This is a genomic window from Marivirga sp., from assembly GCF_024636815.1.
GTDB lineage: Bacteria > Bacteroidota > Bacteroidia > Cytophagales > Cyclobacteriaceae > Marivirga.
In genome coordinates this window covers 1-24,626 of record NZ_JAGXGF010000198.1, presented here as the reverse complement: position 1 = coordinate 24,626, position 24,626 = coordinate 1, and the positions used below count along the sequence as shown (strand labels likewise).

Annotated in this window: 24 protein-coding genes; 11 read left to right on the top strand and 13 right to left on the bottom strand. The window is 35.6% G+C overall.

All coding sequences use genetic code 11. The annotated features are described in order from the left end of the window. Positions 1 to 19: 19 nt before the first annotated feature. The 10 genes from Q0L29_RS14360 to Q0L29_RS14315 form a co-directional block, all read right to left on the bottom strand. Complete coding sequence (locus Q0L29_RS14360; protein WP_296622770.1) at positions 20 to 1,183, bottom strand: DUF4105 domain-containing protein; 1,164 nt, start codon at positions 1,181 to 1,183, stop codon at positions 20 to 22. Beyond that, positions 1,180 to 1,863: a 16S rRNA (cytidine(1402)-2'-O)-methyltransferase gene (gene rsmI / locus Q0L29_RS14355; protein WP_296622768.1), complete on the bottom strand. Its 684-nt coding sequence runs from the start codon at positions 1,861 to 1,863 to the stop codon at positions 1,180 to 1,182. The genes Q0L29_RS14360 and rsmI overlap by 4 nt, the downstream gene beginning before the upstream one ends. Positions 1,864 to 1,883: 20 nt before the next feature. After that, positions 1,884 to 2,114, bottom strand: a complete 231-nt coding sequence (locus Q0L29_RS14350) for a 4a-hydroxytetrahydrobiopterin dehydratase (RefSeq protein WP_296622767.1) — start codon at positions 2,112 to 2,114, stop codon at positions 1,884 to 1,886. A 58-nt stretch (positions 2,115 to 2,172) separates the two neighbouring features. After that, positions 2,173 to 2,439 carry a DUF493 domain-containing protein gene (locus Q0L29_RS14345; RefSeq protein WP_296622765.1) on the bottom strand — a complete coding sequence of 89 codons (267 nt, stop codon included), beginning with the start codon at positions 2,437 to 2,439 and terminating at the stop codon, positions 2,173 to 2,175. 70 nt (positions 2,440 to 2,509) lie between these two features. Beyond that, the gene (locus tag Q0L29_RS14340; RefSeq protein WP_296622763.1) at positions 2,510 to 4,621 is read right to left on the bottom strand and encodes a peptidylprolyl isomerase; all 2,112 of its coding nucleotides are present in this window, start codon (positions 4,619 to 4,621) and stop codon (positions 2,510 to 2,512) included. Positions 4,622 to 4,698: 77 nt separating this feature from the next. Continuing rightward, the gene (locus Q0L29_RS14335; protein ID WP_296622762.1) at positions 4,699 to 5,973 is read right to left on the bottom strand and encodes a hemolysin family protein; all 1,275 of its coding nucleotides are present in this window, start codon (positions 5,971 to 5,973) and stop codon (positions 4,699 to 4,701) included. 202 nt (positions 5,974 to 6,175) lie between these two features. After that, positions 6,176 to 6,841, bottom strand: coding sequence for an LPS export ABC transporter periplasmic protein LptC (gene lptC / locus Q0L29_RS14330; RefSeq protein WP_296622760.1), 666 nt, complete (start codon positions 6,839 to 6,841; stop codon positions 6,176 to 6,178). Between the two features lie 68 nt (positions 6,842 to 6,909). Beyond that, positions 6,910 to 8,214 carry a hypothetical protein gene (locus Q0L29_RS14325; protein WP_296622759.1) on the bottom strand — a complete coding sequence of 435 codons (1,305 nt, stop codon included), beginning with the start codon at positions 8,212 to 8,214 and terminating at the stop codon, positions 6,910 to 6,912. Positions 8,215 to 8,226: 12 nt separating this feature from the next. Continuing rightward, positions 8,227 to 9,522 (bottom strand): hypothetical protein, encoded by a 1,296-nt coding sequence (locus Q0L29_RS14320; protein ID WP_296622757.1) that lies wholly within the window; start codon positions 9,520 to 9,522, stop codon positions 8,227 to 8,229. Further along, positions 9,509 to 10,240: a type III pantothenate kinase gene (locus Q0L29_RS14315; protein WP_296622755.1), complete on the bottom strand. Its 732-nt coding sequence runs from the start codon at positions 10,238 to 10,240 to the stop codon at positions 9,509 to 9,511. Before Q0L29_RS14315 ends, Q0L29_RS14320 begins: the two co-directional genes overlap by 14 nt. Positions 10,241 to 10,260: 20 nt before the next feature. On the opposite strand from Q0L29_RS14315, the gene Q0L29_RS14310 reads away from it, so the two are divergent. From Q0L29_RS14310 to Q0L29_RS14300, 3 genes are all read left to right on the top strand, one after another. Next, positions 10,261 to 11,343, top strand: a complete 1,083-nt coding sequence (locus Q0L29_RS14310) for an anhydro-N-acetylmuramic acid kinase (protein WP_296622753.1) — start codon at positions 10,261 to 10,263, stop codon at positions 11,341 to 11,343. A 182-nt stretch (positions 11,344 to 11,525) separates the two neighbouring features. Next, positions 11,526 to 12,752: a Glu/Leu/Phe/Val dehydrogenase dimerization domain-containing protein gene (locus Q0L29_RS14305; protein WP_296622751.1), complete on the top strand. Its 1,227-nt coding sequence runs from the start codon at positions 11,526 to 11,528 to the stop codon at positions 12,750 to 12,752. A gap of 75 nt (positions 12,753 to 12,827) precedes the next feature. Next, on the top strand, positions 12,828 to 14,330 hold the full coding sequence (locus tag Q0L29_RS14300; protein ID WP_296622750.1) for a sodium:proton antiporter: 1,503 nt from the start codon (positions 12,828 to 12,830) through the stop codon (positions 14,328 to 14,330). Positions 14,331 to 14,384: 54 nt separating this feature from the next. Here the strand turns inward: Q0L29_RS14300 and hemE are convergent, their stop codons facing one another. After that, on the bottom strand, positions 14,385 to 15,416 hold the full coding sequence (gene hemE, locus Q0L29_RS14295; protein ID WP_296622748.1) for a uroporphyrinogen decarboxylase: 1,032 nt from the start codon (positions 15,414 to 15,416) through the stop codon (positions 14,385 to 14,387). 98 nt (positions 15,417 to 15,514) lie between these two features. Here hemE and sdaAA point away from each other — a divergent pair, with 98 nt between their 5' ends. Continuing rightward, complete coding sequence (gene sdaAA / locus Q0L29_RS14290) at positions 15,515 to 16,423, top strand: L-serine ammonia-lyase, iron-sulfur-dependent, subunit alpha (RefSeq protein ID WP_296622746.1); 909 nt, start codon at positions 15,515 to 15,517, stop codon at positions 16,421 to 16,423. Between the two features lie 15 nt (positions 16,424 to 16,438). Here sdaAA and Q0L29_RS14285 read toward each other — a convergent pair whose 3' ends face one another. Both Q0L29_RS14285 and upp read right to left on the bottom strand, forming a co-directional pair. After that, positions 16,439 to 17,395, bottom strand: a complete 957-nt coding sequence (locus tag Q0L29_RS14285) for a calcium/sodium antiporter (protein WP_296622744.1) — start codon at positions 17,393 to 17,395, stop codon at positions 16,439 to 16,441. Between the two features lie 6 nt (positions 17,396 to 17,401). Further along, a complete protein-coding gene (upp, locus tag Q0L29_RS14280; RefSeq protein ID WP_296622743.1) occupies positions 17,402 to 18,052 on the bottom strand; it encodes a uracil phosphoribosyltransferase in 651 nt (216 codons plus the stop codon). A 134-nt stretch (positions 18,053 to 18,186) separates the two neighbouring features. Here upp and Q0L29_RS14275 point away from each other — a divergent pair, with 134 nt between their 5' ends. The 7 genes from Q0L29_RS14275 (at position 18,187) to Q0L29_RS14245 (ending at position 24,388) form a co-directional block, all read left to right on the top strand. Further along, a complete protein-coding gene (locus Q0L29_RS14275) occupies positions 18,187 to 19,107 on the top strand; it encodes a M20/M25/M40 family metallo-hydrolase (protein ID WP_296622741.1) in 921 nt (306 codons plus the stop codon). Beyond that, positions 19,107 to 19,634 carry a hypoxanthine phosphoribosyltransferase gene (gene hpt, locus Q0L29_RS14270; protein WP_296622739.1) on the top strand — a complete coding sequence of 176 codons (528 nt, stop codon included), beginning with the start codon at positions 19,107 to 19,109 and terminating at the stop codon, positions 19,632 to 19,634. Before Q0L29_RS14275 ends, hpt begins: the two co-directional genes overlap by 1 nt. A gap of 157 nt (positions 19,635 to 19,791) precedes the next feature. Further along, entirely contained in the window at positions 19,792 to 20,370 is a 579-nt protein-coding gene (locus Q0L29_RS14265; protein WP_296622736.1) for an adenylate kinase, read from the top strand. 99 nt (positions 20,371 to 20,469) lie between these two features. Next, positions 20,470 to 21,462, top strand: a complete 993-nt coding sequence (obgE, locus tag Q0L29_RS14260; protein WP_296622734.1) for a GTPase ObgE — start codon at positions 20,470 to 20,472, stop codon at positions 21,460 to 21,462. 122 nt (positions 21,463 to 21,584) lie between these two features. Beyond that, positions 21,585 to 22,196, top strand: coding sequence for a nucleotide exchange factor GrpE (locus Q0L29_RS14255; protein WP_296622732.1), 612 nt, complete (start codon positions 21,585 to 21,587; stop codon positions 22,194 to 22,196). 10 nt (positions 22,197 to 22,206) lie between these two features. Then, complete coding sequence (dnaJ, locus tag Q0L29_RS14250; protein ID WP_296622730.1) at positions 22,207 to 23,337, top strand: molecular chaperone DnaJ; 1,131 nt, start codon at positions 22,207 to 22,209, stop codon at positions 23,335 to 23,337. Between the two features lie 145 nt (positions 23,338 to 23,482). Next, positions 23,483 to 24,388, top strand: a complete 906-nt coding sequence (locus tag Q0L29_RS14245) for a hypothetical protein (RefSeq protein WP_296622728.1) — start codon at positions 23,483 to 23,485, stop codon at positions 24,386 to 24,388. Positions 24,389 to 24,626 lie beyond the last annotated feature (238 nt).

The following is a 24,626-nucleotide window of genomic DNA, read 5'->3' as shown; positions in this document are numbered from 1 at the left end:
AAGTCAGTCATGGACCGCTTTATACATTCATTTTTTTTGTTCTGTATAATAGATTAAAAGATTTAAAGGCGAAATATAAAACGATTGGCAATACGGCTGCATGCATGGCTTGCGGTAACGTATAGAAAAACCCCAAAACCATAAATTGAATGATTCCGAATATCGCGTAAAATGCTGTATGCCATTTTTTTGCCGGTTTTTTGAATAGCAAAAAGGCTAAAACGATATTTAATGGAAATGCCCAAATCATATTCCAGTTATTCACTGTTACTACATGATCTGATAAAAACCATAAAAAGAATATAAGGCAACCCAATAGTCCAGTTATTACAAAAAGAGTTCTGTTGTACCAAACATCGTTCAATTTTGACTTGTGATGCCTTACGCTCAGGAATATTCCAAATAGACATAAAAACCATGTTATGTATTCAGGGAGAATTTGAAACCCGGCTTTATCCTCATTTTCTTCAGCTTCATAAATAATGATTTTATCCTCAACTATAGGTTTTCCATTATAAGTGGCTTCATCAAAATGTAACATCAATAAATCGGGCAGAAACATCTCATTTCTTTTATCTGCCAAATCATCTGTGGGTTGACCCAAAAGCAGATCGATACCGAAGTCTTGCCATGGCTTATCGGCCAAATAAATGTCCAGATATTCTCTGAATGTAAGCCCTTCTGCATCTCTTTCCCAAACTAATCCGTCACCTAAAACATTCTCAAGTAAATCTCTAAAGCGGGTAGAACAATTATCAAAGAAAAAATCATATTGATAAAATCTATTTTCGGGTTTTATATTCTCCAAAAGGAAGTTATAGATTTGGTTTTTTTGCTCTAAATTTAAATTGAGTTTCTGTTGAATGACTGATCTTTTTTCAGCTTTAGCTGAATTCACTAGGTAAGATAATCTTCCCGCAGACAGCATATAGTCCAACTTCCCTCTTATGAATTTCATATAGAAGCCAGGTGTCTCAAAATCAAAAGTTCCGTAGTTAAAGACTACGCTCAAGCCTTTACTTTGATCCTCTACCCATAATGCTGAGTGTCCAAATCCAGAGTAGAGTTCATCACCGGGGGCAACGGTAATTAAACTCATTTCAGCATTTTTAGAAAGAGTGTTTTGTGAGGAAACTTCAAAAGAAGCAAAAAATAGTATTCCTAATAGTAGTTTTTTAATCATGATTTAGCATTTAGTACCAATACAATTTCTCCTTTAGGGGCTGTTTTTTCAAAATGCTCTATCAGCCCAGCTAATGTATCTGTAATTGTTTCTTCAAATAATTTTGTAAGCTCTCGGGAAACAGAGGCCATACGTTCTTCTCCCATTACTTCAGCTAATTGTTTTAATGTTTTGAGCAAGCGGTGAGGTGATTCATAAAAAATGATAGTGCGATCTTCTTCCTTCAAATTCTCAATTCTTGTTTTTCGGCCTTTCTTATGAGGCAAAAAGCCTTCAAATATAAATCTATCATTTGGAAATCCTGATTTAATTAATGCGGGGATTAAGGCGGTAGCTCCCGGGAGGGATTCTAATTTAATATTATTCTTCAAGGCTTCTCTAGCCAATAAAAAACCCGGATCTGAGATTCCGGGTGTTCCGGCATCGGATATCAATGCCATAATTTTTCCTGCTTTTAAATCCTCAATTACTTGGGCTACTTTTTTATGTTCATTATGAATATGAAAACTCTGCAGCGGTTTTTTGATGTCATAATGCTTGAGCAGCTTGCCTGAGGTTCTAGTGTCTTCTGCTAAAATTACATCCACACTATTGAGGATATTGACCGCTCTATAGGTCATATCCTCCAAATTACCAATGGGGGTGGGCACCAAGTAAAGTTGAGTTTCTGATTGCTCCATCCCCAAAAGTAAAGATTTTATTAAACTAATTTATCAATTTCCTCAGCAAGCTTTCTATCTTTTTCAGTAATCTTGTTTCCCTCGTCATGAGTCGTCAATTCAAAGCTAACTTTGTTATATACATTAGACCAATTAGGATGATGTCCCATTTTTTCAGCTACAATGGCCACTTTAGCCATAAAGCCGAAAGCTTCAGTAAAATCTTTAAATTCTAATGTTCTTTTTAGCGTATTGTTTTCTTCTTTCCACATAATCTTTTCCTTTTACTTCTTTAACCGCTCTAAAATTGAATTGTTACATTGTCTTATTCTATAAAGCGATAACGCCTTTTACTTTATTGGTTTCCAGATACTTCTCAATTATCTGCTCAGCAGAATTAGCTAACATTTTTATGGTCAAGCTCACATATTTGCCTTTACTGGAAGGCTTTACAATTACCTCATGATTTTCAAATATATCTTTAATCTGATCCTGCTTTTCTGCTTCTACGATAAATTTAAACATATAAAGGCTAGGCCATTCCGAAACGGCTTCCAGTTTTTCTCTGAAAGATTCGATATCTTTTTCTGTACTCATACTTTCAATTATTTTTCATCACAAAAAAAAGGGGCTAAAAAGCCCCTTAAAATATTAAGTATATAATAAATTAATAGAACTTATACCTTTCATCTACTATATCAGCTTTTTCTTCAATTGCAGCTTTAATTTCAAAAGAAACACTATTCTTTCTGCTTTGGGCTAATTGATCTTTATATGCATTATAATCTGCAATTTCAGGCGCTGGTGTTCTATTCAACACATTTACGATTACTATACCATTATTCGCTTCTAAAGGTTGCGATTGAGTGTTCAATTCCAATCCGAAGATAGTTCCAATAACCGTAGGTGCTTGCCCTACATTAGGTAATGAATTTGAAGAAATTTTTACGTCAGTTGATGTATAAACATTTGCATCAGTTCCGTAAGCAGTAGCTATTTCAGTTAAATTACCTGATAAGTCAGATAATTTTTCCTTAATTATATCTCCTTTAAGTTTTTCTTTTAATTCTCTGGAAACTATAGCTTTAACCTCATTAAAATCAGCAGTTCCTTTTTCAGTTTCATTTGTTAAAACTGCAACAACAAAATGAGAGTCTGTTTCAAACACTTCTGAAATTTTGCCTTTTGAAGCCTCTGTAAAAGCCCATCTTACTAATGGTCTTGCAGAACCTAAGTTTCCTATAGTTCTTTGATTAGGTGTCATTTTACCTGAACTTCTTACGCTGTAATTACTTTCCTCTGCGGATGCAGTAAACTCTGCATAATTGTTATTTGAGGCAGCAAATAAATCAGCCTTTCTATAAAGATTATCTCTAGTTGATTCAGAAGGTAAAATATCTCTGTAGATAGTAGCTATCTTATAAGTTTTGGAAGTTTTCTCTTCTGTAACTTTAATAATATGGTAGCCATACTGAGTTTTGATAACATTATTAATAACTCCTGCACCTGATTTAGCGAAAACAGCCTCATTAAATTCATCTACCATTTGTCCTTCTCTAAACCAACCTAAATCTCCACCTCTTGTAGCAGAAGGGCCATCGCTATAATCTTTTGCTAATTCCGCAAAGTCTTGACCACTTTTAGCCTTTTGAAGTACTTCTTGTGCTTCTTGCTTTGCTTTAGCGTCAGCAGCATCACTATCATCCTCAGCTTCAATTAGAATATGGCTTGCTTTAACAGAAGAAACAGTGTCTTCATAAATCTCAGAAGTTTTGTATAAAATGTAAGCACCGTCTTCAATGTATGGACCAATAACATCACCTTCCTTCAATATGTTAGTATTAGATGCCAATATTCTAGGAAGTTGATAAATTGGATAAGTTCTAAAGGAATTACTTCTATCAGAGTTTAAACGAGCAAAAGCTGAATCATCTTCGACTTTCTGAAATTCTGATTTTAATTCCTCAATTTCTTCTTTTATATAGGTTGAATCTTCTCCTGATGGCAGTAGTTCAAAGCTTACATAACTGATTGTTCTGGTAGCATCAGTTTCATATTTATCCTTATTTTCATTGTAATAGCTCTTTAATTCTGAATCGGACGGAGTTACTACTGAATCTTTCACTGAATAATAAGGGATATATAAATATTCTACCTCAGCAGTTTCATTTTCTTTTTGATAAGCTCTTTGAGCTTCTGTAGTTGTGATATAGGTAGAAGAACCTAATAGCTCATCGTATTTGGTTCTAGCTCTTGCAGGAACCAATGAAGATTCAAATGAATACCATTGTGCTTGTTGTTCTGCCGGAGCTTGAGCAATATTTCTAATAATATTTACAACTTGCTCTTTATTGAATTCGCCAGTTTCAGGATTAGTGAAATTCTGTCTTACAATAGGACTGATGTTATTACCTTGAACCATATCCACCAATTCTTCATTAGTGACTTCAAGACCTAACTCATCATATTGCTCTTGAAAAGCTTTTTCTATGATAAGATAATCCCATGCTTGTTGACGGATTGAGGTCATTTCCTGATCAGTAGGAGTTCTGCCATTTCCAGCTCTGAAATTGTTTTTGAATTCTTCAACTTTACGCTGATACTCAGGTAAGTTTATAGTTTCACCAGCAATTTCACCAACGTCATTTGATCTCCCACCTCCTAAAAGCATGGAGTCTGGCCCAAGCAAGTCAGTTAGCAAGAAAGCTAATATGGATAATCCTATCAGGGCGATCAATACCGACCCCATTTTTACTCTTAATGTATTAAATACTCCCATGTTTGTTTATTTCAAAGATTCGCAAAATAATAGTATAAATGATTAATATCAAAGTGATTCCATTTATTACTTTTAGCTTAATTTGGGTTAGTGATAATTAATTTTACAAGATTTATTCTGTTTTCTTCCATACTTTCTATCACAAATCGAAAAGGAGGGCTGCTCACTTCCTCGTTTAATTGCGGGAAATTCTCTGTTATGGATAAAATAAAACCTCCTAAAGTATCATAATCACCTTCCGGCAGGTTTAAATAATATTTATCGTTTATATAATCGATTTCAAGCCTAGCGCTAAAAATAAAGGTGTCCGCAGAAATTTTTTCCTCCACCAAATCTTCATCGTCATGTTCATCCTGAATTTCACCAAATATTTCTTCAATGATATCTTCTAAACTCACAATCCCTGAAGTACCGCCAAATTCATCCACTACTAAGGCCAAACTTTTATGCTCTTGAATAAACTGTATCATTAATTCATTAGCAGGCATGGTTTCAGGCACAATAATAATAGGCGTTAATATCTCTTTGATGGAAGAAGGTTTTTTAAATAAAGCTAGTGAGTGGCAATACCCAATAACATCATCAATAGTGTCTTTATAAATTAATACTTTAGAATGGCCGCTATCATTAAAAGCATCCTTCAATTCTTCAGTTGTATCTTCTATATCCACCGCAACTACTTCGGTTCTTGGAATCATGCATTCCCTGACCTTAATGGTTTTGAATTCCAGTGCATTATTAAAAATTTTCTTGTCTAACTCTACTTTGCTTTCCTGGTGATCGAGTTGAACAGTGTTTTTTACGAAATGATCTAAATCCGTTAGACCGAAAACAGGTTTATCCTCTTCATATTTTAGTCTCAAAACATATTTTATAAATACTTTTGATAAACTGACTATAAAGAAAACGATTGGATAAGTTAAGTAATAAATAAGCCAAAGTGGAACTGCAAAAAATGATAATAAACCATTGGGGTTGAGCAGAAAAATACTTTTAGGAGTGAATTCAGCTACAAATAAGACAAATATTGTGGCGACAAATGTTTGAGCTAATAGAATAAACACATCATTTTGAAAGAAAAGAGGAAGGTTAGCTATCAAAAGCGGTTCTATCATTTTGGCCATGTAAATACCATAAACTACCAAAGAAATAGTATTGCCCACCAGCATCGTCCCAATAAAGGATGAAGGTTTCTCTAGAAATTTAGAAAGAATTTTACCAGATATGATACCTTGTTGGCTTTGCAATTCTATATGCAACTTATTAGATGATATGAAAGCAATTTCTGTTCCCGAAAAAAAAGCAGAAAAGAGTAGAGAAACGATAATATATGTAAAATAACTGCTTTCCATTTTCTATTTTGAGCGGTCCTCTGTTTTGTTTTTTTGTTTTAAGTATCTTTGTAAAAGTAAGAGACTTATGGATAACATAAAAATCCAGTAAGAATATTCGAAGCCTACAGTCATAGATTGGTGAATACCAATAATAAAGAAAGCAAAAGCTAAGCCTACAATAATGAAGTTGGGCTTTGAGTCTTTCGGCTCTGTGTTTTTATTATTTGTTTGCTTCTTTCTGGGGCTCATTAGGTCCGTTTATAATTTTTTTAGCGGGTTTAATTTTACTACTATCAGTATTTGCCTTTTCGCTATTTATTGATTTCTGCGGTGAATCTTGTTTTTTGTCCGAAGTATTATCTTGCTCGTCTAAATAAATTGTTCCACTTGGGTTAAGTATTCTATAGCTTGAGAAATCTTGTTTCGCTCTTAAGCCAGTTCCTGTAGAAATCTGATCTTCTGATTGTATTCTAACAAAGGTTTCTGTATAAATTTCTTCCTTTTGAGGCTCCCAATATAATTCTTCGGAGTTTAGCTTTCGTGGCTCAATGTATCCAATTACTTCAACGTCTCCCTCTGCTTTATAGATGTCCGTTTCCTTAGTATAGTAAGCTGAATTAGCTTCTAAAGTGGATGACATCTTCCCATCTGGCTCATAAAATTCAATATAAATATCATTAGGGAATTCCCTATCACCATTTTCAAATTCATATTGTTTGCTTGCGTTTACAATCACTCTGACTTTGGCCGAATCTGAGTATAATATTTTCACAGTATCCACCTCCATGATCGGACCTGTGTAGGCCTCAAATTTTTTCTTTTCTTCCAAGTCTGAAGAGCAAGCAAAAACAAAGGAAACAAATATAAAAAGGATTAAATTTTTCATAAGGCAAAAATAAAAAAAGCGGTCAAGATAATGAACTCATGACCGCTTTTGATGCATTTTATTAAAATTTAGTCTCTGATCTGAACCTGGACAGTTTCTCCAATCCAACATCCAACTTTAACCTCATCACCTATTTCATAATCATAATTGAAAATATCTTCATTAGAAGGGAATTGTTCTTTAGCTACACCCATTCTATTAGAATCTCCACCTTTCTGATACATATTGTATGCGGCAATGTAAACTGCTCTATCTTTTACTACATCTTCTCCTCCTTTACAGTCGGCATAACTTTTCAGATATAAATCTCCAATAATGACATATGCCTCTTTTCTAGATGGGTCTTCATTCAAAGCCTCATAGGCATAAGACCTAGCTTGTGATCTATTTCCCTGTTTAGAAGCGATGTCAGCCAGTTCAATATGTACATCAGCTTTTTTGATATTATCCTCAGTATACTTTAAAGCTTTTGAGAAATACTTTTCAGCACCTTCTAAGTCTCCATTTGCCTTCAATCTTATAGCTATCATTCGGGATAAACCAAATTCAGGGCTATTCTCTTGTACTACTTTAGCTGCCTCAATAAAAGAATCTGAGCTAGTGCAACCACCTGCTAAAGCAAATTTCACTATTCTTTCAGCGTCTTCTATTTTCTTTCCATCTTCAATAAATTTCGGATATAATTGTTGATCAATAATATTACAATCGATAGTTACTGATGCGTTGAATAACTTTTCAACATAGTCTCTGGCCTTTTGGATTTTTTGTGCACTTTCACCACTTGCTAGCATCTCATCCAAAACATCCTGAACCTGATCATAAATTGCTATAATATCCAAATCAGTAAGTGGACCGCCAGTTAATTTATATCTTCTTGCGGCATCCATATAATATATAGCATTGGAAGAAAAGCTTTTTGCACCTAGCATTTCGATAGCTTCTTTCTCAATCTCATATAAGTCTTTATATTTGTCTTTTCTTTCTTTCCAAACATTATAAGCATCATTGGCTTTTCTGTTGGTCACATTTTCAACATCGTTGAAATATTTTATTCTCAAATCATACAAAAGTACAACAGAGTCTTGCATGTTTTTTTGCTTTTGACCAGTAGATGATTCTGCTAGATTCTCATAAACTTTAACCCCTTGTATGTAAATAGAAGGGTTTAGGTCTGGAGTTTCTTTCAATAACCAGTCCAATGGTGGTTTGGCAGCTTCATATTTTTCAGCAGTAAGCATATCGGAATAAAGCGCATTTTTTTCCATTGCTTTTGCTTTCTTATCTGGATCTTCTGGCCAGTTCCATCCATCTTGTGCAAGCATTGTAGCTTGAACACCTATTAATAATGCTAGTGTTAATAGAATTCTCTTCATCTTTCTTAAAATTTAATCAAACTGTCTTCTTATAAACCATCTATCGTTAAAAGTAAAACTCAAGTTAAAATTTAAATAATTTTCTTGTACTAAATTATTTAATAAAGTTCCTCTTTGGCCTACTTCAAACGCTAAATTTATGTTTGAAATGTTACTTATGGGTAGGGTAGAACCAAAAGTTATGCCAAAAGAATTTATAGATGTATTATTTATAACTAGCGGACCATTAGAAATGTTAAGCCCCGCTCTATAGGTTATTCTTTCATAGTACTTGGTTCCTGATTGAACATCCGGGGTAAACTCACCTCCGAAATTTAATTTAATTTGCTCTCCAAAGTTATTGTCAGATACTCCAAAGCTATTATATGTAGACCAATCTTGATATGAAAAATCAGCTAAAATAGCCCAGGCATTTTCTCTCATATAACTTAAACCAAGACTGAATTTTTCAGGTAGGACTGTAGTTCCTTCCCTATCGGATTCTAAAAAAGCATCCTCGTCATTCTCGGCTCTAATAGGGGTTTCGGCTACACTTAAAAGTTGTAGGAATGAATTTCTTGTGGTGCCTATATTAGCTTCTAAATCATATGTAGCCCCTAATGACAAGTAATTTTTACCTATTTTTTTTTTGAAATTCGTTCCAAAAACAAAAGAAAAATCGGAAAAATTGTCAGTGTATTCAGCTGAAACTAAATATGGGATATTTATGGTGTCACCTTCATCAACAATATTTTGATAGATTGTTCTGTCTGTAATTCTACCAAAGTTATAATTTGCTTCAGCTCCAATTGCTATGTTTTTGGTGATATTCCAGCCATTGGCAATACTGAACTGTGAAATCGTTCCTTCTCCTTGAAATCTTGAGATTTCAGCTTGAGGACCACTTATCTGCTCGGAGCTTCTTCTTAAAATCTCATAATTTTTGGATGAATATGGTCTTAAAGCTACTGAGACTGCATATTTACCGGGTACAATAGGAAAGGCTATTGTAACATATTTTAATCCTCCGTTTACTTGAGTAAATCGGGTTACTTCATCACTTATATTGTTTTGGGATATGCTTAATCCTGCCTCAAATGAAGTAAATCGTTGGCTTCCTAATAAGGCTGGGTTCAAAACTGGAATAAACCAAGGGCTTTGGTAAGCTATTCCCGCGTTCCCCATTCCATTATTGGAAACATAACCTTTTTCTGAGACCAATCCTATCCCATAAGCTGAGTATGGAGATACCAGCTCTTGAGAAAATGATGTCGAAATAAATAGTATGGAAAAAATACTGGCTATAAAGCCGGTCTTAAAGTGACGCATTATATCTTAAAATTGCATTTAAACCCGTTAAAACTAATTCAGGGATTGCAAAGATGGGCTCTTTTATTTTAGATTCAAAGAATTTTGCATCTCCACCGGTAATTATTGTCTTGAGCGGTGAAAATTTGCTTTCAACTTCTTGAATATAAGCCGCAATCTCAGCCTGAATTCCAAAAACAACTCCGCTCTGCATCGCATCTTTCGTATTGTCTGCTATTACATTAGTTATTGTTTCAGGTTCTATCAACGGTAAACGGGCCGTAAAATTATGCATACTTTTAAATCTTAAATGTAATCCCGGTGAAATAGCTCCTCCATGATAGATAGATCCTTTTTCAAGCACCTCATAGGTGATGCATGTACCCAAATCTATAACTAAGGTATTTTCTTCTGGATATAAGGCTTGAGCTCCTGCTACTGCTGCAATTCTATCCAAGCCAATAGTTTCAGATTTATATAGATTTTTGAATGGTAAAGGAGTTTTGTTGCTTAATAATATTGGATTTTGAATAGTAGTTAATTTATTCAATATATCTTCATATTGAAGTTTTACACTAGAAATGATAACAGAATTTATTTCCTTTGATTCTAGAAATTGGTTGATTTCAGAAAGTGATTCAAAAGTTTTAGTAGATTCTAAACGGTCTTCCCTAAAAAAACCTATTTTAGTTTTAGTATTGCCTACGTCTATGGCTAAGTTCATATTTCCTTTTTTCAAAATTAAAAGTAATTAAATTTATGCAAAAGCTCACCTATAATGCCATTGGCTTAATGTCCGGAACTTCCTTAGATGGTTTAGATATCGCATTTTGCAGATTTGAACTTTTGCCACATCAGAAGTGGAAGTGGGAAATAATAGACTGCGAAACAAAACAATATCCTGAAGATATTAAAACTAAATTAAGCGAGTCTATAAGTCTCAGTGGTTTAGAATTGCATCATTTAGATGTTGATTTGGGGAAGTGGATGGGAAAATCAGTAAAGGAATTTATTGCTAAAAATAAATTGAAAGTTGATTTTATAGCTTCTCATGGGCATACAGTTTTTCATATGCCTGAAAATCAACTCACCCTACAAATAGGAAATCCAAATTTTATTCACGCCATTACCGAGCACCCTGTAATTTCAGATTTTAGAACGCTGGATATGGCGAAAGGTGGTCAAGGGGCCCCACTTGTACCTATTGGTGATGCATTATTATTCAATGAATATGATTTCTGTATCAACTTGGGCGGCATAGCGAATCTATCTTATGAAACTCAAGCAAAAAAACGATTGGCTTATGATATCTGTGCTTGTAATATCCTGTTAAATAGACTGGCCAAGTTGAAAGATTTAGAGTATGATGATAAAGGCTTGATTGCTAAATCAGGTAAAATAATCAACTCACTTTTAGAAGAATGGGATAGTTTTTCCTTTTTAAAAAAAGAATTCCCAAAAAGTTTAGGGATAGAATTAATCGAACCTGAAATCTTATCTAAAATAGACACTAGTAAATATAAGGTTGAAGATATGCTTGCAACTGGTATAGAACATATTGCCTCTCAAATTTCCAATACATTACTTTCTGCAAAAAATGGAGGTAAAGTTTTATTAACTGGAGGAGGCGCATTTAATGAGTTCTTAATTGAAAGGCTTCAATCGAAGTTAGATGAAAATTATGAAATTGTTGTAGCCGATCAAAAAACAGTAGATTATAAAGAAGCCTTGATTTTTGCATTTTTAGGAGTTTTAAATGTCAGAAACGAATGGAACACATTGGCTTCCGTTACCGGTGCTCAATCGAATAGCATATCTGGTCAAAAGCTGGGCGAAATTTGAAATTAATTTTTGTAGTTTTGGCGCTTTGGAAACTAGGGTGAAATATTTCATCAAAACTTTTTACGAACCGACTAAATTGAAAAATATGAAATGAGCATTAATATCCGAGGGCGAATTTATGTTAACCGCCTGATGAATATTTATTGCGAATTCCATGTGACAACTTAAAAACAACAAAACACATGAAAGAACTCTTAGAGAAATTTGAGAATAAACGACCTGAAGTAGTATTTGAATGGAAAGATTCTGAAACAGAAGCAGAAGGCTGGGTCGTGATCAATTCACTGAGAGGGGGCGCTGCTGGTGGTGGTACCAGAATGCGACCAGGCTTAGATAAAAACGAAGTGGTGTCATTGGCCAAAACAATGGAGGTTAAATTCACTGTTTCAGGCCCTGAAATTGGAGGTGCTAAATCTGGTATTAATTTCGATCCAAATGATCCCAGGAAAAAAGGAGTATTGGAAAGATGGTATAAAGCTGTTTTCCCTCTTTTGAAAAATTATTACGGAACAGGTGGTGATCTGAATGTGGATGAAATCCATGAAGTTATACCAATTACCGAGCAATATGGATTATGGCATCCGCAAGAAGGAGTGGTGAATGGTCACTTTAATGCAACTGAACCAGAGAAAATTAAAAAACTTGGGCAGTTAAGACAGGGGGTAATCAAGGTAATTGAAGCATCTAGCTATAGCCCTGATGTTAAAAGGAAATATACCGTTGCAGATATGGTGACAGGTTTTGGAGTTGCGAAATCTGTTGAGCATTACTATCATATATGGGGAGGAAAATTAAGCAAAAAAAGAGCTATTATTCAAGGTTGGGGAAATGTTGGGGCCTCGGCCGCATATTTCTTAGCACAATCAGGAGTAAAAATTGTGGGGATTATTGATAGAAATGGTGGACTGATCAATACGGAGGGTTTCAGTATGGATGCGCTCACTGATTTATTTCTTAATAGGAAAGGCAATGAGTTAATTTCTGATGATTTGATTCCTTTTAAGGAAATCAATGAAAAGATATGGTCATTGGAAGCAGAAATATTTATTCCAGCTGCAGCTTCAAGGTTAATCACTCAAGAACATGTGGAAGAGATGATTGCCTCTAAATTGGAGGTTATTTCAGCTGGTGCTAATGTTCCTTTTGCGGATAAGGAGATATTTTTTGGACCAATTGCAGATTTTGCGGATAAAGAAGTAGCCGTCATCCCTGATTTTATAGCCAATTGTGGTATGGCAAGAGTTTTTGCTTATTTAATGACCACCAATGCTGAAATTACGGATGAAGCAATTTTTGAGGATACGTCCAGAACAATTGAAAGAGCGCTCCGTAAAACTTTTGAGGCAAGTAACTCAAATGTTAATATTTCGAAGACTTCTTTTGAAATCGCCTTAAGTCAATTAATTTAACAGATAATTAATCATTTCCTCTTAAGTATATTAAAAGGAAACTTCCTAACTTAGGATTCTTGAAAATTCATTTGCATGAGAACATCATTATTTTCTATTTCAGCAATATTTTTGACCTTAATACTTACCAGTTTCATTGTTCCAAAGACTTATTCTGCGGAGTCAGAAGTTTCTACTGAAATTGTAGATGAAGGTAATCAAGAAGGCCAATCTGAAGATTTAGAAAGTACAGAAGCCGAAGCGGACGAAGGAAGTCATTCTGCCCCAGCCTGGACAGTTATCCCCTTTGTATTGCTATTATTAATGATTGCAACTGGGCCACTATTTTATGAACATTTCTGGCATAAAAATTACCCAAAAATTGCGGTTATTTTGGCAGTGCTGGTGGTGAGTTACTATCTGTTTGTGATTCACAATGTACATAGTCCTGTTCATGCAGCATTTGAATACATTCAATTTATTTCATTGTTAGCCTCACTTTATATTGCTTCTGGCGGGATTGTGATAAAAGTTAATAAAAAATCTACTCCTTTTGTAAATATCGCAATGCTGTTGATCGGTGCTGCTGTATCGAATTTAATAGGAACAACAGGGGCTTCAATGTTGCTAATTCGCCCTTTTATCCGATTAAATAAAAACAGGATAAAAGCTTATCATATTATATTTTTCATATTTATGGTCAGTAATATTGGAGGTTCCTTAACCCCAATTGGTGATCCGCCACTTTTCTTAGGATTCCTGAAAGGAGTTCCTTTTTTCTGGACACTTGAGCATAACTGGCCAGCGTGGATTTTTGCTCTTATAATTTTGTCGATAGTCTTTTATTTCCTTGATAAAAGAAATAAATCAGGGGCTGAAGAAGATGAGGCAGAAGTTTTTGATAATAAAATTACGATCAACGGAAAGCGAAACTTCCTTTGGTTAGCAGTTATTATCATTTCTGTATTTATTGATCCGAATGTATTCTCCTGGGTGCCGGGCATTACTTATGATGGACAACAGTTCTCTTATATTCGTGAGGTGATTATGCTTAGTGTAACTTATTTGTCTTATAAGTTTGCGAAGGATAAAGTTCATGAACTTAATGAATTCAGTTTTGAACCCATTAGAGAGGTCGCCTTTATTTTCGTGGGAATTTTTGGTACCATGATGCCAGCACTTGATTTAGTAGGTGATTTTGCAAAATCAGAAACAGGTGCTGCTTTAATCACTCATAATACACTTTATTGGGGAACTGGAGTGTTGTCAGGCTTTTTAGATAATGCGCCTACTTATTTGAATTTTTTAGCTGCGGCTATGGCATCTCAGGGAGGAAGTATTTCAGTATTGGCGGAAGTCACACAATTTGCCAATGGGGGTGTTTATTATGACTCGGTTGCCGATTTGACTGCTATTTCAATTGCAGCGGTTTTCTTTGGGGCAATGACTTACATTGGTAATGGTCCTAACTTTATGGTGAAATCTATTGCAGAGCAAGTAGGTATTAAAATGCCGTCTTTCTTTGGTTATATTATTAGATATTCCATCCCATTCTTATTGCCATTATTAGTATTAGTATGGCTACTATTCATTAGATAAAATAAAAAGGCAGAGAATCATCTCTGCCTTTTTATCCCTTTTGATATTCGGTAATTATTTCTGACTATATTCCTTTACTGCCTCAATAAAATACTTTACATGGTCAGGATCGATGTCAGGATAAACTCCATGTCCTAAATTGGCGATATGTCGCTCTGATCCAAATTGTTCTAACATCTTTTTGGTATGTTTTTGTATGCTAGCTTTATCTGCATAAAGAGCGCAAGGATCGAGATTGCCTTGCAAGGTTTTGTTTGAGCCTACAATTTTTCGAACCTCTTTTGGATTCATAGTCCAATCTAAACCAATGGTCTGGTAATCGAGCTGACTTAAATCAGCAAAGGCAGCATGTGCATCTTTAGCAAAGATCGTTTTAGGAACATCTTGTATGGCATCAGCAATTTTCTTCAAATATGGAATCGAAAATTCTTTATATTGCTCATGAGATAAAATACCTGCCCAACTATCAAAAACCTGCACTAAATCAGCTCCTGCTGAAATCTGAGCTTTTAAATAAGCAATGGTACTTTCTGTAATCTTGTTCAATAACTGATGAGACAATTCAGGATCAGTGTAAAGCATAGCTTTAGCTTTAGAGAAAGTTTTGCTTCCAGAACCTTCCACCATATAAGCAAAGATCGTCCAGGGGGCACCTGCGAAACCAATTAACGGCACCCTGCCATTCAATTCTCTTTTAGTGATTTCAATAGCTTTTGTGACATAAGAAAGGCTTTCTTCCACATTAGCTACTTTTAACTTTTCAACGTCCGCTTTAGATTTAATGGTTTCAGGAAAACGAGGACCTTTTTTCTCTACCATTTCGTAGGGGAGTCCCATTGCTTCCGGGATTACCAATATGTCGGAGAATATTATGGCTGCATCTACATCCAGAATATCAACAGGCTGGATGGTAACCTCAGCTGCCAATTCAGGAGTTTGCGCTAATTCAATAAAACCACTTACACTAGCCCTTACTTTTCTATATTCAGGAAGTATCCTACCGGCTTGTCTCATCAACCAAACGGGAGTTCTTTCTACTTTTTCGCCTTTTGCTGCTCTCAGCAGGAGATCGTTTTTTAATTCCATGCTGCAAATATACATTCATATTATGCTTCTGAATTATAATAATGCTAAACTTTTATGTTTCTTTGCCGATTAATGCATTAGGCTAAATCTATACTATTATGTCAATACTTTTTAGTGAATTTAAGGAATGGAAAGAATACTGTGAAGAGAAGGGTGTTAAACTTTTTGAGCCGGTATTGGAATATGAAAAAGATCAAAAAGGCAAGGAGGCAGATTTTGTGTGGGAGAATTTGCAGAAAGCCTATGATGTCATGCGTGATGCAGTGAAAACCGGCTTGGAAGAAGATATGCAATCGCGCTCAGGGATGATCAATAATGGAGCGAAAAAAGTATATAAAAATCCGATAACAGTTTTAGACCCCAATTTTCAGAAATTGATAGCAAGGGCATTAGCTGCAAAAGAGGTGAATTCTTGCATGGGAAGAGTAGTAGCTGCTCCAACTGCAGGTGCAAGTGGTATATTGCCAGGAACCATGTTTACCTTGCAGGAAATTCATGGATTAGAAGATAGAAAGATATTAGAAGGACTTTTGGTAGGAGCCGGTATAGCTTTAATTATAGAGCAAAAAGCCTCTTTGGCGGGTGCAGTTGGCGGATGCCAGGCAGAAACAGGAAGTGCTGCAGCCATGGCTGCAGGAGCAATTGTTTATTGCTTAGGAGGCGATATTGACCAAGTATTCAATGCAGTAGCTATTACTATCCAATGTATGTTGGGATTGGTTTGCGATCCAGTTGCAGGATTGGTGGAAGTGCCATGTGTGGTAAGAAATGCCAGTGCAGCTGCAATAGCCAATTCTTCTGCTCAAATTGCCTTATCCAATGTAAGTGGAGTTATCCCTGTTGATGAATGTGTGGATGCTTTAGGTGAAGTAGGGCAAAGCATGGAAACCAAATATAAGGAAACTGCCATGGGAGGTTTAGCTGCCACACTAACGGGCCAAAGTATTTCCAAAAGAGTATTGATTCAAGATATAGAAATGCTGCCTGATGAGGATCAAGAGGATTGATAAAATTTTACTTAATTAGGATATTACATTAATGGTGTAATAAATATAAATGCCTAGTAAAATTAATCCTTCATAACGGTCAACTATCTTATTTAAGGCCATAAATGGTAAGATTAATAGGGTTATACCCATCATCCAAATCATATCTGAATTGATGATGACATCGCTCACTTCGATTTCTGCAATTAGACTGGTTATACCTAAAATAGAGAGGATATTAAAAATATTAGAGCCCATTAAATTACCTAAGGCCATATCAGTTTCTTTTTTAAAGGCTGCCACCACTGATGTAACCAATTCCGGTAAGCTGGTACCCAAAGCCACTACAGTAATACCTACTATTCTTTCGCTAATTCCCATATAAATAGCTAAATCTTTAGCGCTATTTACAAACCAATCTGATCCAAAATAAAGTCCGGCTCCACCAATTGCAATTAAGGAAATATCCTTTATCATATTTTTTGTTGAGCCTGAAGGAGGAGCTTCTACTTCAATACCTAGATCTTTCGGGCTCATATGATTTTTTCTCGATCTTCTAATGATGAAAATGAGGTATAATAATAAAAGGATCATGAAGCCTATTCCTTCATAATCATTAACAAAACCTTCTTGAACTAAGAAATATAGTAATAATGAACAACCCATTGTCATGGGCCAATCAATTTTGATAGAATCAGAATTTACAGGGATAGGGGCTATCAATGCTGTAACTCCCAAAACTAAGGCAAGATTACAAATATTTGATCCTATAACATTTCCCATTGTAATGTCAGGGCTTCCAGCCAGGGCGGCTTGAACGCTAATTAATAATTCAGGGGCAGAGGTGCCAAAAGCAACGATAGTTACTCCTACCACTAATGGTGACATCTTTAATCTTAGTGCTATTCTAGAGGCTCCTCTTACCAATAATTCCCCTCCTAAAATAAGGACAGCCAGACCAACAAAAAGCAATATGGTATTAGATAGAGGCATTTATATTTAATGTGTGTGTTTTTGTCCGTAACTTAAATCGCCTGCATCTCCAAGGCCGGGTAAAATATAAGCTTTTTCATTTAATTCACGATCTAGCGAACCTAAATAAATTTCAAAATCTACTTTTAAATTTTCTTCAAAATTTTGAATTCCCTCCGGAGTTCCTATAGCTGAAGCTATTATAAACTTTTCAGGCTTGCCAATTTTGCATATATGTTCTACTGCTTTGATTAAGGATTTTCCCGTTGCGAGCATAGGGTCTGCAAGAATGACTGTCCTTCCGGTTATGGGAGGAAGTGCTTCATAGCCCATAGCAATTTCAAATTCATCTCCTCCGCTATGTTTTCTAAAGGCACCAATAAACCCTGAATCTGCATGATCGAAAATATTTAGAAAACCTTGATGAAATGGTAATCCAGCTCTTAATACACTTACAATTACGGGGAAATCGTGCATTAAGGCAATTGAGGTTTTTTCCAATGGGGTTTGGATTTCCTTATTTGAGAAGTATAAGGATTTTGAGATTTCGTAAGCTAATAATTCAGCTATTCTTTCAAGATTTCTTCTGAATCTATAGCGGTCTTTCTGAATATCGATTTCTCGTAATTCAGCTAGAAAGTGGTTGGCAATGCTATTTTCTTTATCTAAAATATACATTTATGGAAGTAGGTCGACAATATTTTGTGTCAAAACCTAAATATAATTTTATTTTTTAAGAAAAAAATTAAAAAATGGAATTATCCTATTGATTATGTTCAAATCTCCTGTTAAAAGGTTATAACTTTGTATCAATGACAGATTACAAACTACTACAGCAATTATGCAGTATTCATGCACCTTCAGGAGAAGAATACATGATGAAAAATTTCCTGCTTCAATACATAAATAAAAATCAATCAAGCTGGAAAGTGAAACCCAAGCTTCATCAGGGGGAAGATTTTCAAGATTGTTTGGTACTTGTTTTTGGCGAACCTACTACAGCCGTTTTTGCACATATGGATTCCGTAGGTTTTACAGTTCGATATGAAAACCAACTCATTCCAATTGGTGGGCCGGAAGCTAAAACAGGCTATAAGTTGAAAGGAGAAGACTCTTTAGGGCCTATTGCGTGTGAACTGGAGCTTAATGAGGAAAATCAGACTTTCTATAAATTCGGGAGAGGAATAGATCGTGGAGCGAGCCTGACTTTTGAATGTGATTTTAGAGAAACGGAAGATTATGTGCAGTCATGTTATCTGGATAACAGGCTAGGTATTTTCAATTGTCTTAAATTGGCGGAAACCTTAGAAAATGGTATGATCGTTTTTTCTGCTTATGAAGAGCATGGAGGAGGTGCAGTACCTTTTTTGGCGAAATTTATGGTGGAAGAATATGGTATTCATCAGGCCTTAATTTCTGATATCACATGGGTGACAGAAGGTGTTGAGCATGGAAAAGGTGTTGCTATTTCAATGCGTGATCGTAATGTGCCCCGGCAGTCATTTGTGCAGATGATTCAAAATATAGCAGAGAACTCCGGAATCTCATATCAATTGGAAGTAGAGGCTAGTGGGGGCAGTGATGGACGCGAACTACAAGAATCTCCATACCCAATTGATTGGTGCTTTATTGGTGCTCCTGAAGACAATGTGCATTCTCCAGATGAGAAGGTTCATAAAAAAGATATCAAATCCATGATAGATATGTATCAGTTCTTAATGAATGAATTATAATGATCAAGATTTTAGATAAAGAATTTATTCCCTACATATCCGATAAACAAATTCGGGACAGGATAAAAGAAATGGGGTCTGAAATAAGCAAGGAATATGCAGACAAAAAACCACTTTTGATCAGTGTTTTGAATGGGTCATTTATTTTTACCGCTGATCTAATCAGGACAATTGATACTCCTGTTGAAGTATCTTTTATTCGGGTTGCATCTTATCAAGCCTTACAAACAACAGGAAAAGTCAGGGAAATTCTAGGCTTGAAAGAGAATGTTTTCGGAAGAGACATCTTAATCTTGGAAGACATTGTCGATACAGGTACTACATTAGAACATCTTTTAGAAGCTTTCAAGGACTTAGGTACAAAAACAATTAAGGTTGCCACTCTTTTACATAAACCTGATGCTCAGCAGAAAGCTGAGAAGCCTGATTTTGTCGGTTTCGAAATTCCTAATAAATTCGTTGTGGGATATGGGTTAGATTACGAAGGTTTGGGAAGGGAGCTCAAGGAAATTTATCAATTAAGATAAATTTGACAATTTTAAACAGAAATCTTTTATATTTGATTTTCTATTAAACAGAAACTAATAATTAATTTCACAAAAATTTATTACTAGGCACTGAAAATAAAATAGTTACAAAATTTACTCATGTAATTGCCTAATAGGCTCTATTTAAATTACAATCATGTTGAATATTATATTATTTGGACCTCCCGGAGCGGGAAAAGGCACGCAAAGCGAAAAAATAATCGATAAATATAAATTAACCCATATTGCTACCGGTGATTTATTCCGTAAGCATTTGGGAGAAGGAACTGATTTAGGGAAACTAGCTCAAAAATACATGGATGAGGGTAATTTAGTACCTGATGAAGTGGTGATTGGTATGGTGGACGAAAGAATCAAAGAAACTAAAGCAAGTAGTTACGGATATATTTTCGATGGCTTTCCGAGAACAGTGCCACAGGCAAAAGCTTTAGATACCTTATTGGAAGAAAAAGGTGAGAAAATTGCCGGAATGATCGCTTTGGATGTTCCTGAAGAAGAATTGAAAAAGCGAATTAAGGAAAGAGGAAAGACATCAGGGAGAACTGATGATCAGGATGAAGCGAAAATAGAAAATAGAATTAAGGTTTATCAAGAAGAAACTTTGCCTGTTGCCAACTATTATGATGGAGAAGGTAAATATGTTAAAATCCACGGTGTGGGGAGTATTGATGAGATTTTTGATAAAATATCAAGTGAAATAGATAAATTAAAATAGAATTTTTTGAGTTCTAATGGAGCCGGCTTATTCAAAATAGGTCGGCTTTTTTATTTCCTGCTTAAATTAAACTAAATTTGCGCCTTAAAATTTAGTCCCATGGCCAATCCCAATTTTATTGATTATATTAAATTCTGCTCTCGCTCCGGTAAAGGAGGTGCAGGTGCTGTTTCTATGCGAAGAGAAAAGCACGTACCCAAAGGCGGGCCCGATGGCGGAAATGGCGGTCGTGGTGGAAACATCATTTTGAAAGGAAGCACGCAACTTTGGACACTGCTACACTTGAAATACAAAAAGCATGTACTTGCCGATGGTGGCGCTAATGGTGCAGGAGCCAGAAGTTCAGGTGCTGATGGTAAAGATATTATTCTGGAAGTTCCGTTGGGAACCGTTGCCAAAGATGCTGAAACCGGTGAAGTAAGGTTTGAAATAACCGAAGAGGGGGAAGAAAGAATATTAACTGAAGGTGGGAGAGGAGGATTGGGTAATGCTAATTTCAAAACAGCTACTAACCAAACTCCACGCTATGCTCAGCCGGGTGAAGATGGAAAAGAAGAGTGGATCATTTTAGAGCTGAAATTGTTAGCAGATGTTGGCTTGGTAGGCTTCCCTAACGCAGGAAAAAGCACTTTGCTATCCGTAGTTTCTGCAGCCAAACCCGAAATAGCTGACTATGCTTTCACTACACTTACGCCAAATTTAGGGGTGATTCCATATCGTGATGATAGATCATTCGTGATGGCGGATATCCCTGGGATTATAGAAGGTGCAGCAGCTGGAAAAGGTCTGGGTACTCGTTTTTTACGGCATATAGAAAGAAATTCCATTTTACTTTTCATGATTCCTGCAGACAGTAAGGACGTGAAAAAAGAATATCAAATTTTGATCAATGAATTGAAGGAATATAATCCTGAATTGTTGGATAAAAACAGATTATTAGCAATCACAAAATCAGATTTGATGGATGAGGAGCTTATGCTAGAACTCAGAGAAGAATTACCAAAAGATTTAGAGCACATTTTTATCTCATCCTTAACTCAATACAATATTAATGAGCTTAAAGATATGATTTGGAAGGCTATAAATGCGTAAATAGCATTAATTAGACAATTAATTTACATTCAGAATCAAATGTCATCTTGTCAGTGATATGTCAATTGGCAAACTACTTGTTCACCTAAGCTGAAAATTATATAGAATAACATAATACAGTTATGGCTAAAGAAGAATTAGACGAAAAAGATTTGAATAAAGAAGCAGAAACTGCTGAAGATATAAAAGACGAGCAAAATCCTGAGGAAGAAAATCAGGATAACAGATCAGAGGAGGAGAAAGCTGCGGAGACAGAAGCCCAGGCTAAAGATGAAGAATTGTCAGATTTCGAAAAGTTAGAGATAGAACTGGCAGAGTCTAAAGATAAGTTTTTAAGACTGTATTCTGAGTTTGAAAATTTCAGAAGAAGAAATGCCAAAGAGCGATTGGAATTAGTAAAAACTGCTTCTGAAGAAGTAATTGCAGACCTTTTACCTGTTATGGATGATTTCGAAAGAGCTGAAAAATCTTTTGAAGATCAGTCTGAGAATGAAGGTTTGAAAGAAGGCTTTTCTTTAATCAAAAATAAATTTGAGAAGACATTAATCAATAAAGGGTTAAAAGCGATGGATAGTGAAGCAGGAATTGAATTTGATCCTGAAATTCATGAAGCCATTACTAAAATACCTGCTCCTGATGAGAAGTTGAAAGGAAAAGTGGTGGATGTTGTTGAAAAGGGATACTTATTGAATGATAAGGTGATCCGTTTCGCGAAAGTAGTTATAGGAGAATAAAAATATTAAGATGGCCAAAAGAGATTATTACGATATACTAGGTGTTAGCAAAGGAGCTTCGGATGCAGAGATAAAGAAGGCTTACCGAAAAGTAGCCATCAAATTTCATCCCGACAAAAATCCTGATAACCCAGAAGCAGAAGATAAATTTAAGGAAGCAGCGGAAGCTTACGAAGTTTTGCGTGATCCGCAAAAACGTCAGCGTTATGATCAATTTGGTCATGAAGGCATGAAAGGCGGAGCAGGTGGCTTCGGTGGCGGAGGTATGAATATGGATGACATATTCTCTCAATTTGGCGACATCTTCGGTGGTGGCGGAGGTGGCGGATTCGAAAGCTTCTTTGGTGGAGCTGGTGGAGGACGCAGAAGCCGAGGAAGAAGAGGTTCCAATCTTCGAATTAAGCTTAAATTAGACTTAAAAGAAATTGCTCACGGTGCTGAGAAAAAAATCAAAGTAAACCGATTGGTTTCAGCTGATGGAGTGACATTTAAAAATTGCGATACTTGCGGTGGTTCAGGTCAAGTTAGACGGGTAACCAATACCATGTTGGGGCAAATGGTTTCGGCCAGTACATGTCCTACTTGTCATGGTTCAGGTAAATTTATTGATAAAAAGCCACCTCATGTGGATAATACTGGTCTGCAATCGAAAGAAGAAGTAATCAGTGTTAAAATCCCGGCAGGTGTTACGGATGGCATGCAATTATCCATGTCTGGAAAAGGTAATGAAGCTCCAATGGGTGGTGCAGCTGGAGATTTAATTATCTTGATTGAAGAAATCGAGCACGATGTATTGAAGCGTGATGGCAACAATATTATCTATGATCTTTATATAAACTTTGTTGATGCTGTTTTAGGAACCACTGTGGAAGTACCAACCATAGACGGGAAAGTAAAAATCAAAATTGAGACTGGAACACAATCCGGTAAAATATTAAGATTGAGAGGCAAAGGAGTTGGTGATGTGAATGGATACGGCAGAGGAGATCAGTTAATCCATATAAATGTATGGACTCCGAAGAAAGTCACTGATGATGAAAAAGAAATGTTGGAAAGCATGAGGGCTTCTGACAATTTTAAGCCCAATCCTACCAAAGCGGATAAGGGGTTCTTTGATAGAGTGAAAGAGTTTTTTAATTAGGCCTCATCCTAAAGAATGCACAAGCGGACGCTTGCGGATTTAAAGATCACGTCATGCCGAATATTTAAACCACTATTCTAAAAAGAGTAGTGGTTTTTTATTTTAGCAACAACCTATTGAACATTGCGATCGTATTAGCTTCATTATGGCTAAGGCTTTACAAAATATATTATTAATAACAACACTTTCTTTTTTTGTTTCAACGGTAGTTGGGCAACAATTACACAAGCATTTTGAGCTCACAAAATCGAGAGGTATCGATAAAATTGAACTGAAAGTTTCTACTAAAGCAGGCAAATCATTTCTAAATGTCGTGGATGAAGATACACCTTTATTAATTTTAGGAGCAAGTGAAAATGATGTAGCATCAAGTTCTTTTAAAATTGAGAAGTTGCACAATACGCAAAAAGTTGATGCCCAATTAACCTGTAAAAGCCACATGGGCTTAAATTTCACCGAATCCGTAGCCAATAATTTTTTTTCATCCGCAGATCAGACCCATGATATCTGGCAAATCAATTTGTCGGAACATCAAGCATTTGATTTGAATCTAAGTTACTTGATGGGAGAAGCAAATGTGGATTTGAGCAGACTGCCGGTGGAGCGTTTAAAAATTAAGTCAGCCAGTGCAGATGTAAAACTATCCTATAATGAGGCAGTAATGAATAGCATTGCCATGGATACTTTCTTTGTAAAAGTCAATTTTGGTAATATAGAAGTGAAGGATTTGAACTATGCATTAGCAAAAGAGATTATTGCGGAGGTTGGATTTGGAACCATTAATATTGATTGTGGCTCAGACTGGAAAATTAATAGTAGAGTAAGCGCATCAGTTGGAGCAGGAAATCTGAATATTTTGCTTCCACCAAAAGAAATCCCTGTCATTATCAGAATAAATAACTCCCCTCTTTGTAATATTAAAATGGCCGAGGATTTTGAGAAAATCGGTCATAATACCTTTGGAAATAAAGCCTATATTAACAATCCTGACGAAAGCATGGAGTTTTTGCTCGATGTTGGAATGGGCAGTATTGCATTTAAGAATCGGTAGGTTTTTATAAGAAACACTATCTATCACTTGTTAAATCGTCCGTTTGAACAAAAACTTGAATAAATCAATTCGCCATATGCTGCTGCCACTTTATTAAGGTATATTTCTTAGTGCCTTTAGCATCTTTGAAGGTTATAAATCCAAATTCATAGCAAAAAAGATAAACATCCCCTTTCTTACTCTTCCAATAGTGAGTGAAATAGTTTGGATTGAAACCGTGATTAGTTAACACCTCTGT

What these genes read in the sequence shown, in the direction of transcription:
- Q0L29_RS14360 (WP_296622770.1), bottom strand. Translation starts at nt 1,183, where the DNA reads ATGATTAAAAAACTACTATTAGGAATACTATTTTTTGCTTCTTTTGAA.
- Q0L29_RS14275 (WP_296622741.1), top strand. Translation starts at nt 18,187, where the DNA reads ATGACAGATTACAAACTACTACAGCAATTATGCAGTATTCATGCACCT.
- hemE (WP_296622748.1), bottom strand. Translation starts at nt 15,416, where the DNA reads ATGGAATTAAAAAACGATCTCCTGCTGAGAGCAGCAAAAGGCGAAAAA.
- Q0L29_RS14245 (WP_296622728.1), top strand. Translation starts at nt 23,483, where the DNA reads ATGGCTAAGGCTTTACAAAATATATTATTAATAACAACACTTTCTTTT.
- Q0L29_RS14265 (WP_296622736.1), top strand. Translation starts at nt 19,792, where the DNA reads ATGTTGAATATTATATTATTTGGACCTCCCGGAGCGGGAAAAGGCACG.
- Q0L29_RS14345 (WP_296622765.1), bottom strand. Translation starts at nt 2,439, where the DNA reads ATGAGTACAGAAAAAGATATCGAATCTTTCAGAGAAAAACTGGAAGCC.
- dnaJ (WP_296622730.1), top strand. Translation starts at nt 22,207, where the DNA reads ATGGCCAAAAGAGATTATTACGATATACTAGGTGTTAGCAAAGGAGCT.
- Q0L29_RS14255 (WP_296622732.1), top strand. Translation starts at nt 21,585, where the DNA reads ATGGCTAAAGAAGAATTAGACGAAAAAGATTTGAATAAAGAAGCAGAA.
- Q0L29_RS14350 (WP_296622767.1), bottom strand. Translation starts at nt 2,114, where the DNA reads ATGTGGAAAGAAGAAAACAATACGCTAAAAAGAACATTAGAATTTAAA.
- Q0L29_RS14300 (WP_296622750.1), top strand. Translation starts at nt 12,828, where the DNA reads ATGAGAACATCATTATTTTCTATTTCAGCAATATTTTTGACCTTAATA.
- sdaAA (WP_296622746.1), top strand. Translation starts at nt 15,515, where the DNA reads ATGTCAATACTTTTTAGTGAATTTAAGGAATGGAAAGAATACTGTGAA.
- Q0L29_RS14310 (WP_296622753.1), top strand. Translation starts at nt 10,261, where the DNA reads ATGCAAAAGCTCACCTATAATGCCATTGGCTTAATGTCCGGAACTTCC.
- Q0L29_RS14305 (WP_296622751.1), top strand. Translation starts at nt 11,526, where the DNA reads ATGAAAGAACTCTTAGAGAAATTTGAGAATAAACGACCTGAAGTAGTA.
- Q0L29_RS14335 (WP_296622762.1), bottom strand. Translation starts at nt 5,973, where the DNA reads ATGGAAAGCAGTTATTTTACATATATTATCGTTTCTCTACTCTTTTCT.
- upp (WP_296622743.1), bottom strand. Translation starts at nt 18,052, where the DNA reads ATGTATATTTTAGATAAAGAAAATAGCATTGCCAACCACTTTCTAGCT.
- hpt (WP_296622739.1), top strand. Translation starts at nt 19,107, where the DNA reads ATGATCAAGATTTTAGATAAAGAATTTATTCCCTACATATCCGATAAA.
- Q0L29_RS14320 (WP_296622757.1), bottom strand. Translation starts at nt 9,522, where the DNA reads ATGCGTCACTTTAAGACCGGCTTTATAGCCAGTATTTTTTCCATACTA.
- Q0L29_RS14325 (WP_296622759.1), bottom strand. Translation starts at nt 8,214, where the DNA reads ATGAAGAGAATTCTATTAACACTAGCATTATTAATAGGTGTTCAAGCT.
- Q0L29_RS14285 (WP_296622744.1), bottom strand. Translation starts at nt 17,395, where the DNA reads ATGCCTCTATCTAATACCATATTGCTTTTTGTTGGTCTGGCTGTCCTT.
- obgE (WP_296622734.1), top strand. Translation starts at nt 20,470, where the DNA reads ATGGCCAATCCCAATTTTATTGATTATATTAAATTCTGCTCTCGCTCC.
- Q0L29_RS14340 (WP_296622763.1), bottom strand. Translation starts at nt 4,621, where the DNA reads ATGGGAGTATTTAATACATTAAGAGTAAAAATGGGGTCGGTATTGATC.
- lptC (WP_296622760.1), bottom strand. Translation starts at nt 6,841, where the DNA reads ATGAAAAATTTAATCCTTTTTATATTTGTTTCCTTTGTTTTTGCTTGC.
- rsmI (WP_296622768.1), bottom strand. Translation starts at nt 1,863, where the DNA reads ATGGAGCAATCAGAAACTCAACTTTACTTGGTGCCCACCCCCATTGGT.